Source organism: Treponema primitia (assembly GCF_046533075.1).
Taxonomy (GTDB): Bacteria; Spirochaetota; Spirochaetia; order Treponematales; family Breznakiellaceae; genus Termitinema; species Termitinema primitia_B.
The window spans coordinates 118,725-131,225 of sequence record NZ_JAJQRB010000057.1; the positions used below are offsets into that span (position 1 = coordinate 118,725).

The 12,501-nt window shown below is 51.3% G+C and carries 7 protein-coding genes; 6 read left to right on the forward strand and 1 reads right to left on the reverse strand.

Annotated features, from left to right (window positions below):
* The first annotated feature begins 50 nt into the window (after positions 1-50).
* The 5 genes from LQZ19_RS12275 (at position 51) to LQZ19_RS12295 (ending at position 8,736) form a co-directional block, all read left to right on the forward strand.
* Complete coding sequence (locus LQZ19_RS12275; protein ID WP_411047955.1) at positions 51-2,666, forward strand: LuxR C-terminal-related transcriptional regulator; 2,616 nt, start codon at positions 51-53, stop codon at positions 2,664-2,666.
* Positions 2,641-5,175 carry a helix-turn-helix transcriptional regulator gene (locus LQZ19_RS12280; protein WP_411047956.1) on the forward strand — a complete coding sequence of 845 codons (2,535 nt, stop codon included), beginning with the start codon at positions 2,641-2,643 and terminating at the stop codon, positions 5,173-5,175. The genes LQZ19_RS12275 and LQZ19_RS12280 overlap by 26 nt, the downstream gene beginning before the upstream one ends.
* A gap of 155 nt (positions 5,176-5,330) precedes the next feature.
* The gene (locus LQZ19_RS12285) at positions 5,331-6,734 is read left to right on the forward strand and encodes a helix-turn-helix domain-containing protein (RefSeq protein ID WP_411047957.1); all 1,404 of its coding nucleotides are present in this window, start codon (positions 5,331-5,333) and stop codon (positions 6,732-6,734) included.
* A 2-nt stretch (positions 6,735-6,736) separates the two neighbouring features.
* The gene (locus LQZ19_RS12290; protein WP_411047958.1) at positions 6,737-8,083 is read left to right on the forward strand and encodes a helix-turn-helix domain-containing protein; all 1,347 of its coding nucleotides are present in this window, start codon (positions 6,737-6,739) and stop codon (positions 8,081-8,083) included.
* Between the two features lie 11 nt (positions 8,084-8,094).
* Positions 8,095-8,736 carry a B12-binding domain-containing protein gene (locus LQZ19_RS12295; RefSeq protein ID WP_411047959.1) on the forward strand — a complete coding sequence of 214 codons (642 nt, stop codon included), beginning with the start codon at positions 8,095-8,097 and terminating at the stop codon, positions 8,734-8,736.
* Between the two features lie 9 nt (positions 8,737-8,745).
* Here the strand turns inward: LQZ19_RS12295 and LQZ19_RS12300 are convergent, their stop codons facing one another.
* Positions 8,746-10,419: a Mur ligase family protein gene (locus LQZ19_RS12300; RefSeq protein WP_411047960.1), complete on the reverse strand. Its 1,674-nt coding sequence runs from the start codon at positions 10,417-10,419 to the stop codon at positions 8,746-8,748.
* 80 nt (positions 10,420-10,499) lie between these two features.
* Here LQZ19_RS12300 and LQZ19_RS12305 point away from each other — a divergent pair, with 80 nt between their 5' ends.
* Positions 10,500-12,080, forward strand: coding sequence for a YifB family Mg chelatase-like AAA ATPase (locus LQZ19_RS12305; RefSeq protein WP_411047961.1), 1,581 nt, complete (start codon positions 10,500-10,502; stop codon positions 12,078-12,080).
* The last annotated feature ends 421 nt before the right edge of the window (positions 12,081-12,501 follow it).

Consider the following 12,501-nt stretch of genomic DNA (forward strand, 5'->3'; position numbering starts at 1 on the left):
AGCGCAACTGAGTATTCCTGTCCCTTTTTCACCGGAATTTAGGCGAGATTATGCAGGAACGATTATTTTACAGTAATGTCCCCATAGCACCGGGACATCAGATTTATTTGGACCGGCCTCAGGTGCATGAATTGCTGGAAACGGCAGTGCAGAGTCCCATTGTTACCGTAATCGCCGGGGCTGGTTATGGTAAGACCCAGGCGGTTTATTCATTTGTACGTAAATTCAATGCAATTACGGCCTGGATACAGCTTTCCGAAAGGGATAACCTGGGTGAACGTTTTTGGGAAAACTTTTCCCGCGCCGTAGAGTTTATCGGCAAAGAATCGGCGGTAAAACTCCGGGATATTGAGTTTCCCGATACGGATCAGAAGTTTGAACGGTATATGCAGGTTCCCAATAGGGATATATATCCGGATCGGAAGTATCTTTTTGTCTATGACGATTTCCATCTGATCCGGGACCCGGGGGTGCTGCGTTTCCTTGAGCGGTCCATCACCACGCCCTTCTCCAATATCACTTCCATTCTTATTTCCCGGACGGAACCCCGGATCAATTCCATTCCCCTGCTTTCCAAGGGTTACCTGGCCCAGATAACCGAGGATGATCTGCGCTTTACGGCGGATGAAACCCAGGAGTATTTCCATTTGCAAAAGGTGGACGCCTCGCCCGATGCGGCCGCCACGGTATGCCGGGATACCGAAGGGTGGGCCTTTGCCATACACCTGGCGGCCCTGGCCATCAAGAAGGAACCTCCGGGCAAGCGTTATGCCCCCTCCTCGGTTAAAGCCAATATCTTCAAGCTCATTGAAAGTGAGGTCTTTTCGCTTATCTCCGAAGAATTGCGAAAATTCCTGATCAAGATTTCCCTGATAGAACATCTGTCCAGGGATATTCTTTCGGAAATAGCCGGGGATACGGGAGTTTTGGAGGAACTGGAAAGGCTCGGCTCCTTTGTCCGTTACGATCCCTACCTGAACGCATGGCGGGTCCACCATCTTTTCCTGGAATATTTAAACGGCAGGCAAGGGGAGCTTTCGGAGGAGGAGAAAAGGGATGTCTATAGCAAGGCCGCCCGGTGGTGCGTAGAAAACAACCTTAAAATAGATGCCTTCAGTTATTATGAAAAAGCCGGCGCCTATGATGAATTTCTCGAAGTGAGCTATACCCTTCCCCCCATACTGCCGAGCCGTATGGCCGCATTCCTCCTGGAGATTCTGGACCGGGCGCCGGATTCGGTGTTCCAGAATAATCCTCTGGCGTACCTCCTCCAAACGCGTATTCTCTTTACCTTGAGGCAGTTTGACCGGGCATCTGCGGGGCTTAAGGAAATTATAAGCCACCTGGAAGCCGAAGCTTCCTCCCCCTTTAACAACCGTGTTTTGACGGGCTGTTATAACAACCTGGGATTGATCGGCATAATAACCAGTATGCATACCTGCGATTACAGCTATGTTTCCTGCTTTGAACGGTCGTACCATTACTCCCAGCTGAGCGGCCATATGCTTACGGGGCCCGCAACGGTGGCGCCCCTCAGTTCCTACCTGTGCCGGGTAAGCAGCCCGGAAAAGGGGGAAGCGGAACGGTACAATGAAGCGCTTGCGGCCATGGCGCCCTATATGTCGGATGCCAACGGGGGTCTTGGCTACGGCATGGACGATATGGCTTGGGCGGAGCTGGCCTTTTTCCGCGTCGATATGGACCGGGCGGAGCAGATGGCCTACCAGGCCCTGTTCAAGGCCCAGAAAAGAAACCAGTACGAGATAGCAAGCAGGGCGCTTTTTTACCTGATACGTATCAACCTTTTCTACGGAATTCCGGAAAAAATAGAAGAACTGCTTAAACTTATGGAAGCCCAACTTGAGGAAGATGGGTACCTGAACCGTTACACCGATTACGATATTCAAACCGGTTGGTTCTATACCCATATCGGCCAGCCTTCCCGGATAGCCTCCTGGCTTAAAAATGATTTTGAGGAAAGCGATCTGAATCCCCTCCTCTTCGGACAGGAGACCCTGGTCCGGGTAAAATACTATATTGCCCAAAAGCAGCACCTCAAGGCCCTTAGGCTGATAGAAAACGATAAAGACGAATACGGACTGGGGGCTTTTCTGGTTGGAAAAATAGGGCACAAACTCATAGAAGCCATGTGTTTCTACGACATGAAGGATATCTCCTGGGCAATAAACTCCCTGGAAGAAGCCTATCGGTTGTCCGCCCCCAACGGTCTGGATATGATCTTTATTGAGCAGGGGAAGCGCACCCGGGCCCTGGTCTCCACCGTTTTAAAGCGCAAATGTTCCATCCCCCGGGATTGGCTTGAAAAGATACTCCGCTTATCCTCGGCCTACGCCAAAAAACTCTATACGGTGGCGGAAAAATTTCGGGTCGAACAGTATGACGAAAAAATACCGGCCGTAATTCTCTCCCGGCGGGAGATGCTAATTTTCCGGGGTTTGTCCCGTGGATTAACCAGGGAAGAATTGGCGGAAGATGAGAATATTTCCATAAATACTGTTAAGAGTGTTATCAGAAGCGTGTACAATAAGCTGGGCGCAGTAAATCGGGCGGATGCAGTGCGGATCGCCACGGGTATGGGTATCTTGCAAAATAGTGATCCGGAGAACGATACTATTAGATATGGAAAAAAACCTAATCCTTCGTGATGCTACTGTTATACCGGCTAACCAGACTTACATAGAACGGCCCAGAATTAATCAATTGTTGGAGAAAGCGATACAGAGCCGGGTGGTGGCCGTGGTCGCCGAGGGCGGCTGCGGGAAAACCCGGGCGGTCTGTTCTTTCCTGCAAGATTACCACGTTGCTGCGATTTGGCTGCAGTTTTCAGGAGGCTACGCAGCCTCCGCTGGGGATGCCGGCGAACCTGTCCCGGATCATTTTCTTCGGGAGAATTCGGAACCAGTCCTGGTTCTGGATGATCTTCATCTATACCGGGAAGAAACGGTGGTTGGTTTTATTGAGCATATTCTGAGTAAGGGGTTTCCCAAGCTCAAAATCGTGCTTATATCCCGCAGTGATCCTGCGGACCGGATCCTGCAAATATTTTCAAAAGATGCCGTGGTGAGGATCTCCGGGGAGGATCTCCGGTTCACTGAAGCGGAGATCCGGGATTATATGCTGATTAGGAATATCGGCGTTTCACCGGAAACGGTCTCGGAGATTTACCGGGATACCGAAGGCTGGGCCATTGCGGTACATCTGGCGTCCCAGACCTTGATGATAAGCTCTGCCAATAAAACCTACAGCCGTTCCGCTACTTTGGCAAATATGTTTCGGTTCATAGAAACAGAAATATTCCAGGGCCTTCCCGAGAATTTGCAAAAATTTCTTGTTATGCTTTCCTTAATCGATACCTGGTCTGCGGATCTCCTGGAAGAATTATGTACCGATCCTGGGTGCATCAAAAAAATGAATCGGATCAGTTTCTTTATTCGATATGACGCTGCTCTGAAAACATACGGGATGCACAATATGTTTCTCAAATTCTTAAGGGAAAAACAGGGATCACTTACGGAGGAAGAAAAACGGGCGTTTTATAGCAAGGCTGCCCAATGGTATTTGAAGAATGACATGCCGGAAGATGCCCTTATCTATTTGAAGAAAGCGGGGGATTATTCGGGGATCATCGACTTTGTCTATGCCTTTCTAGGGAACATGCCCCGGGATCTGGTTTCCTTTTTGCTGGATCTTTGTGAAAGCCCGGAGACCGGCGCCGCTCAGCCGTCCCAAAGAACGGCCCATGAATTTATATGCACCGTGATCCGTCCCCGGCTGCTTATCATCCTGGATCGTTTCGATGATGCCGCCGTCGAAATCCGGGAAACCATAGTTCGGTATGAAGCCATGTCTTCTTCCCCCATGGGTAACATGATTTTATATTACGCCTATCGTCTTCTTGGACTCCTCTCCCTGTTTTCCTCTATCTATACTAAACGCTGTGATTTCGGTATGTTTTTTGAGCGGGCGCAGGATTACTATATTCAAATCTCTACCTTCCCGAAAGAATCCCTTGAATATGCTGTTATGAAAATACCATCGTACACCGACATCGGCCCCTATATATGCCGGGTTGGGTATCCGGCGGACGAAGATGAGATTCAAAACTTTATTGAAGCCCTTGCCCGGACGATCCCCGTTTTGGGGAATTCCATGGGAGACGCTTTTTATGGATTGGATGATCTTGCCTGGGCGGAATTTGCCTTTTATCAAGGGGATCTGATCCGATCGGAGGTATTCGCCCAGCGGGCCATACGGAAGGCCCGGGAGAAGAAGCGCTGCGATACTGAAACTCACGCTCTCTTTTATCTAATACGTATCAATTTGGCCGCAGGCAGGCAGGAACAAACTGAGGATCTTTTGAAGCAGCTGGACGGGGAGTATATTCAGGGAGATGCTCCGGGCCGGCGGGCTGTCTATGATATTTTTAAGGGCTGGTTTTATATCCACCTTGGACAGGGGCGGCGTATTGCCCCCTGGTTAAAAATTGACATTGATAAAAATTATATACCGCCCATAATCCACGGCTTGGACATGATGGTACGGGCAAAGTATTTCTATGGAGAGAAACGCTGTCCTCTGGCTCTGGCGCTGCTGGGGAATCAGTTGGAGCCCAATTCCCTTGGGGCTTTCCTCTTCGGAAGGATAGAAGTGAAAGTACTGGAAGCACTGTGCCTATACCGTGAAAAAAAACGGGAAGAGGCCTTTAGGGCCTTTGATGAAGCCTATCGTATGGCGGAGTCTAATGCCCTGGATATGCCCTTCATTGAATTAGGCAAGGACATGCGTACCCTAGTAAGTTGGGCGGTAAAATATGAAAGTTGCGGAATACCCGCGGGATGGCTTGAACAGATACGCAGAAAATCTACGGCCTATGCAAAAAAATTATTTGTCTTTGCAGAAGAATACCGGAAAAGAGAATATGTAAAGGATTCCTCGGCCCTCTCTCCCCGGGAACTGGCGGTACTTATCTGCCTTTCCCGGGGCTTAACCCGGGAGGAAATAGCCCGGGATCAGTCCATTTCCATTAATACGGTCAAAAGCGCGGTCAAAAGGGTTTATTATAAATTGTCGGCGGTTAATCGGGCCGATGCGGTACGGATCGCCGCCGGCTTGGGTATTCTGCAAAACACTGAGAATAATAAAAATTTGTCTTGAAAATCCCGGGATTAGGGTTATATTAGGTTACGATTGCTCAGGCTCATTGATTGTCTAAATATTCCGCAAAAAATCTAAAAATATAGAACTTTTTCACCATTTGGGTGTATTGCGTTCTACAAAGCTTATTAAACTAAAAACAGCAGGAGAAAAATATGTTTCCTAATAGTTCAAACATTATAGCTCGCAGAGAGATTGAACCTTTGTTGCTGAAAGCCCAGGAAGCATTGCGTTCCTATGAAAAATCTACCAATGTGACCGTATCAGTATTGGATAGGACAGGGCACTATATATCGGCATCCTCTGAGGGAAGCTTCGCCGGAGATACCGATAAAACCCATCCTTCAGAATACTTTTGCTCCCTTTGCAGGCAATATTCCCGGGAAACAGACCGGAACTGGGAGGAAGGTGAATACCCCTGTACTCAAATACATATTGATAGTATTTCTCAAGCTTATTATTCAGGTGGAGTATATATTTATGTCTGTGAGTTAGGATTTACCTACTGGGTCTGTCCGCTGTCTTCCAGTGGGTGGCAGGCGGGGGCTCTGATAGCCGGACTGGTTCTCGGTATCAGTAAGCAAGAGGTTGCTGAAAAAATATCCCTCATGAGCCGGGGACAAATCAACCGGACGGCAGCGGATCTGCTCCTTGAAGGGATCCCCGAAAAAACAGGGGAGGAAATAAAGGCCATGGCCCGTTTGCTGCTGATCTGTACCGAACAGATTTCCAGGGGGACCGAAACTCACCATGAAATTCTTAAACGGCGGGCAGAACAGCAGTCCAAGCTATCTGAGCAGATCGAATCTTTGAAAAATCAGCATGATACAGGGGAAGTTCCCCCGGGCTATCCATTGGAGAAGGAACGACAGCTTCTTTCTTCCCTGCATCGGGGAGATAATGAAAAGGCGCGTAAAGCCCTGGATGAGCTTTTAGCGCTTCTCTTCTTTTCAAACCCCGATAATTTTAAATTTATGCAGTATCGAGCTATCGAGCTGGTGGTTCTCATCTCCCGGGCGGCGGTCACTTCGGGCAATACCGAGGATGTACTCCTGGAGATCAACAACCGGTACCTCATGCGCATTCAGGAAGCTCAGACCACCGAAGAGATCCTCGATGTATTGTATCTGGTGGTGGACAATATGACTGAACAGATTTCCCCCTTCAAGGGCGTACGACATGCATCATCGCTGCGTAAGGCGGAACGGTATATATGGGAGAATTATACCCGAAAGGTAAGTCTCCAGGAGGTTGCCAATGCATCGGGACTGTCCGCTCCCTATTTTAGCACGGTTTTTAAAGAAGAAATGGGAGAGAATCTCTCCAGCTACCTGAATCGTCTCCGGATAGACCGGGCGTCGGGCTTGCTTATGGAAACCGAACTTTCTCTGAGTGAGATAGCCGGTTTCTGCGGCTTTGATGATCAAAGCTGGTTTTCCAAGATATTTAAAAGTTATACCGGAATGAGTCCCGGTAAATACAGGGATCAGAACCGCAGTTCCAGTAAGGTATTATCGACTGATAATCTATCGGTGAATTATCGTTCAATGGATGGATAAAAATGGGTGAAAGAAGATTGACCACGGCTAAGGCCATTAATACTCCTGCAAAGGAGACAAACCCTCTTTTAATTAGAGCATGGCAGGTGCTTACTGTTTACGCAAAAGCAACCGGAACCGTTGTTTGTATTCTGGATCAGGATTTACTCCCCATTCGGGAAGTGCTTCCGGATGTTCTTGGTAAGACTAATACCTGTGTAAATTACTGTCTTAAATATGCTACGGAGAATCCCGGGGAATTATGCGGAACAGCCAGGATTTCCGATTTGAGATCCTCACCCTGCAATCTGATGCATCTTGGCGCTATTAAGGAAGCCCATCGTTTTGGGGGTTCTTATATCTATATGTGCGAATTGGGTTTTATGTTCTGGACCAGTCCCCTCTATTCAAACGGGAGGTTTATCGGATCCATGGTTGGTTCGGGGTGTATTGGTATTGAACATAAAGAAATCATGGATGCCATGTATGCCATGAGCAAGGGGACTGCGTTGCAGGACGAACTGGAGGATAGGCTGAGATTGTTTTCCCAAGGAACCCCGGCGCGGGTAAAATCATTAGCAGAATTGCTGCTAATCTGTGCTGAATACCTTTCTACCGGAACCAATGACTACAGAGAAAATATCAGACTACAACAGCCATATACCGGTTTGGGAAAGGGCGCCGTGATTTCTAACTATCCCATGGATAAGGAGCGGATGCTGCTGGCGGCGCTGCGGCGGGGAGACAATGAGACGGGATGGAGGATACTCAATGAACTTCTGTCCGTTCTCTTTTTTTCAAGCTCCGATCCTTTTAAGTTTATTCAGTTCCGGGCAATAGAACTGGTGGTCCTCCTTTCCAGGGAGGCCATGGGGCCGGGAACCCTGAATCAAAGATCTACGGATGATACCATGTTAGAAACAAATAACCGGTACCTCCGGCGTATTCAGGAGGCGAAGAGTATAGAAGAACTCACGGATGTGCTGCATATTATTGTGGAACGTATGTCTGCCCAGATCTTTTCCTTCCATGGCGTGCGGCATGCATCGGCGCTTCGGAAAGCCGAACGATTCATCTGGGAAAACTATACCCGGAAAATAAGCCTTCAGGAAATAGCTTCCGCGGCCGGCTTATCGGCGCCCTATTTCAGTACCATCTTTAAGGAAGAAATGGGGAAAAATCTTTCAAGTTATCTGAACCATCTGCGGGTAGAAAAAGCAGGGCATATGCTGATGGAGACCGATTTAACGCTTAATGAAATTGCATTATCCTGCGGATTTGAGGATCAAAGCTGGTTCTCAAAAATATTCAAAAGCTTTATTGGCATCAGTCCCGGAAAATACCGTGGGCAGGGCGGCGCCGGTAATTAGGAAGGTAAATCATGGTTAATTTAAATGACATTTCACAGAGTCTTCAGTTGGGTAGGGCAGCGGAAACTTCTAATTTAATAGCAAAGGCTATTGAAGAAAATTACAGCGCCGAGACTATTCTTAAACAGGGGATGATCCCCGGTATGCGTGCAGTAAAAGACCGGTACATGCGGAAGGAGATCTACCAGCCGGAAATGCTCATCGTTGCCAGGGCCATGAACATGGGAATAAGGACCTTGCGGCCTCTGATTGCCTCGGCCGTCAAAAATCCCAAGGGCACCGTAATTATCGGTACGGTTAAGGGGGATATTTGGGACATCGCAAAGGATCTCATGGCAATTACCATGGAAGGCGCAGGGCTGCGGGTGGTTGATCTGGGAACCAGTGTTTCTGCGGATCGGTTTATTGAAGTGGCGATTGTGGAAAGTGCGCGGATAATCTTCTGTACCGCTAATCTGCCTGCAGCTATGGGCCAGCTTAAATTGGTGGTACATGCCGCTACTGCCTCGGGTATTCGGAACCGTGTTAAGATTATGGTTTCAGGCGCTCCGGTAACGGAAAAGTACTGCCGCGTCATAGATGCGGACATTTACGCCCGTGATACTGTTAGCGCCGCAGAGATGGCCGGATCGATCTGCAGCGGTAATGCGTAGAAACAGCGCTTATGCGTTCCAACCCATTTCCGCCAATGCTTTTTCCGCCTCGGCAATCTCATCGTAGGCCAGGGTTTCCTTCGCGTAGATAATTGAGTTTTCGTGGCCCTTCCCCAGAAGGAGGACCATATCGCCGGGACGGGCCAGGGAGAAGGCTTTGCGTATGGCCTCGCTTCGGTTCGGGATGAGGTAGAGATTCTCCCCTCGCGTACATTTTTCGCAGCCCTGGTCTGCCTCGCAGCCCTGGTCTGCCTCGCAGCCCTGGTCTACTTCACAGCCCTGGTCTACTTCACAGCCCTGGTCTGCGAAGCAGCCCTTGGCGATTTCTTCCAGGATGTCCATGGGGTTCTCCCCCCGGGGATCTTCGTCGGTGAGAATGATCAGGTCTGACCATTGGGCGGCGATACGGCCCTGTTCGCTCCGTTTTTTGGTATCCCGCTCTCCGGCGGAACCGAAGAGGCTGATGAGCCGGCTCTTTTGGTCGCTCCCGGTTTTGTCAAGCCGTTCCCGCAATGGGGGAAAGATTGTTTCAAAAGAGGAAGGGGTGTGGGCATAATCTACAAACACATCAAAGGGCTGCCCCTTTTGGATTGCCGTCATCCTGCCCCGGACCGGCTTGAGTTGTGGTACCAGGGGAGTGAGATCCTTTACGGGGATTGATAATAGCCCCGAAACGACCAGGAGGCTGGCCAGGACATTGCCCGCATTAAACGTTCCGGGAAGCCGGTCCCGGATATCGACGGATTCCCCGGTTTCCCGGATCAGCACTTCATACCAGTTACCCCGGATGCCGCTTGATATAAGACCCAGGGAAAGATCCGCAGTATTACTGCGGGTACTATAGGTGTAGGTTTTGTGCTTTGTGGCTGCGGCGAAAAACCCGGCGCTGGGGTCATCGGCGTTGGCTACCCCGAAGGATGGGGGAGGCGATTCGGCCGGCTTTTTGATATGATCAAACCGGTCCAGGGCGCGGAAAAGATTGGCCTTATCTTCCCGGTACTGTTCCCAGGTACCGTGAAATTCCAGATGCTCGTGGGTTACGTTGGTCATTACCGCCACATCGAAGGCGACATCCCCAAGGCGGTTCGTCCTGGGGGAAAGGCCGTGGGAACTGGCTTCAATCACCCCGTACTCAGCGCCGTTGCTGGCCATCTCCGCTAAGAGGCGGTGTATGGCGGTCGCCTCGGGGGTGGTCTGATGTTCGGGGTTCCAGTTTTCAGTTTTGCCGTCGCTGTACTGCACCGTAGAAAGGAACCCCGCCTTTTTCCCGGATAATTTCAGAAGCTGATAGATCAGGTAGACCGTGGTACTTTTCCCTTCCGTGCCGGTTACTCCGATCAGGGTTAGTTTTCTTGAGGGGTTTTTATAGAAGGCTGCCGATAGGGGGGACATGGCGGACCGGGAATCCTTCACCCGAATATAGCGTATCCCCTCCCGGTACTCCGGAACTTCGTCCTGATGTATGATTACCGCCGCCCCGTTCTCTAGGGCATTTGGGATAAAGCGGTGTCCGTCGGTATGCAGCCCCGGCAGGGCGAAATAGATGTTCCCGGGTTTAATTTTCCGGGAATCGTATTCGAGCCCGGTAATAGAGGGATCCCCGCTTTCGCGGCCGTGCTCTTCTATAAGATCCGCATCCCAGGCTATTTCCGCGGTGAAGAATTCCGACAAAAGTCGTTCCATAGTTTGATACTATCCCGGAAAATATTTTCGGTCAACTAAAGCATTTTAACCGCCGACGCCCTTTTACTTGCGGAGGCAAAATGTTTATTAACACCTATGCGCCCTACGGGGCTGATGGAATTATTATCCGGGTTGAGGCGGATATTCGCCGGGGTATTCCGGGGATCGATATTACCGGGCTTGCCCAGGAGGCGGTTCGGGAAGCCCGTGAACGGGTCCGCGCCGCTTTCCGTAACTCGGGCTTCGTCTTTCCCCAAGACCGGGTCCTGATCAATCTGGCCCCCGCGGGGCTGCGGAAGGACGGGGCTGCCCTGGATCTGCCCATAGCCCTGGCGGTGATGACCGCCGCCGGGATTTTCCCCCAGTCCGGCGATACGGAGGGTGGGGAACTGCTGGTCATGGGAGAGCTGGAACTATCCGGCCGCATCCGCCCGGTCAGGGGTGTTCTTGCGGCAACCGCGGCGGCCCTTAAATTGGGAATCCGGGAATTCATTGTTCCTGCGGAAAATGCCCGTGAAGCGGCCATCCTGGCATCCACCCGCGTTGGCGCCGCCGCTACCCTGGCTGAGGCTGCCCATATCCTGGCAATACGCCGGGAAACCGGTTCGCTCCCCCCGGCAGGGTTGTCGACAGATCCCCGAGCCCCCGGTACTGCCGGAACAGGCTGGGGGGATTTTGCCGAAGTCCGGGGGCAGGAGCGATACAAGCGGGCTCTGGAAATCGCCGCCGCTGGGGGACATAATCTCCTGGTATTCGGCCCCCCCGGAGCGGGAAAAACTATGCTCGCCCGGCGTCTGCCCTCTATCATGGCGCCATTGACCCCTGAAGAGGCCGTAGAGGTAACCCGGCTCCATAGTTTGGCGGGGCGTACCATTTTTGAATCCGAGGGCCGCCTTATCAGCCATCCGCCATTCCGTTCGCCCCATCATTCCGCTTCCGCCGAAGGTATTCTGGGGGGCGGTAAAACCGTCCGTCCGGGCGAGATAAGCCTGGCCCATTTTGGGGCGCTGTTCCTGGACGAAGCCCCGGAATTCCGCAAAAACGTCATCCAGTCCCTGCGGGAACCCCTGGAAGACCGGATGATGACCATATCCCGGGCCGATGGACCGGTCCGGCTCCCTGCGGATTTCCAGCTTATTTTGGCGGCCAACCCCTGCCCCTGCGGCCGTCTGGGTATGCGTCCCGGCCAGGGCGCTCAGGGTTGTTTTTGCAGCGCCGAAGAAATACGCCGCTACTGGCGCAAATTCGGGGCCGCCCTCCTGGACCGGGTGGAACTTCGTCTGGCGGTCTCCCCGCCGGAGCTGGGACAGATGACCAAGCCGGATGGGGAAAACAGCGCCGATATTGCCCGGCGTGTTCTGTATGCCGTGGAGATACAGCGGGAACGTTTCAAGAAAACCGGAATACGGCGAAACGCCCGGATGTCTACGGGCATGATAGACCGGTTTTGTCCCCTCAGCGCTAATGCTGAGACGGCCTTCCGAACCGCTGCGGAAAAGCTGGGCCTTTCCGGCCGGGCCTACCATGGGGCGCTCCGGGTTGCCCGGACCATCGCGGATCTGGAAGGGGCGGAAAGCATTAAAACTGTCCATATCCTGGAGGCTATCCAACACCGGCGTCAGGGGGACGATCCTTATGATGTGTTTTCAGCGGGGGGGTGAGTGATTTCAAACGACGCGGACGAAGAGGGAAGGACTCGGAGGATGTGATAGGCGGTATGGCAAAAACGGGCGGAGGGAGAGGCATCCCTGACCGAACACGCATGTAGAGTCTGCTTCCGCAGCCCCGCTGCGCGGGTCTACTACAGCAGGGAATTCCATATGTGTTCGATCAGGGATGCCTCTCCCTCCGCCCGCCGTTGTCAGGTAGCCTTAGACAATGCGGTTCCACTTAGTTGGGCAGCTTCCGGTCCCAAAATAATGCGCTTTTCTTAACGACGCTACGAAATTTTGGTGCCGGGCATAACAGCATAAACTATTTTTTTGTCAAACATCGGAGAAGGGCATACAGACGAAGTTGCATTTTTTACTTTTTCAGATATGCCTTTTTTATTATGCCAATGCACCAATTTAAATCATCTAC

Excerpts from the sequence above, each read along its gene's own strand:
- LQZ19_RS12275 (WP_411047955.1), top strand. The coding sequence starts at position 51 with ATGCAGGAACGATTATTTTACAGTAATGTCCCCATAGCACCGGGACAT.
- LQZ19_RS12280 (WP_411047956.1), top strand. The coding sequence starts at position 2,641 with ATGGAAAAAAACCTAATCCTTCGTGATGCTACTGTTATACCGGCTAAC.
- LQZ19_RS12285 (WP_411047957.1), top strand. The coding sequence starts at position 5,331 with ATGTTTCCTAATAGTTCAAACATTATAGCTCGCAGAGAGATTGAACCT.
- LQZ19_RS12290 (WP_411047958.1), top strand. The coding sequence starts at position 6,737 with ATGGGTGAAAGAAGATTGACCACGGCTAAGGCCATTAATACTCCTGCA.
- LQZ19_RS12295 (WP_411047959.1), top strand. The coding sequence starts at position 8,095 with ATGGTTAATTTAAATGACATTTCACAGAGTCTTCAGTTGGGTAGGGCA.
- LQZ19_RS12300 (WP_411047960.1), bottom strand. The coding sequence starts at position 10,419 with ATGGAACGACTTTTGTCGGAATTCTTCACCGCGGAAATAGCCTGGGAT.
- LQZ19_RS12305 (WP_411047961.1), top strand. The coding sequence starts at position 10,500 with ATGTTTATTAACACCTATGCGCCCTACGGGGCTGATGGAATTATTATC.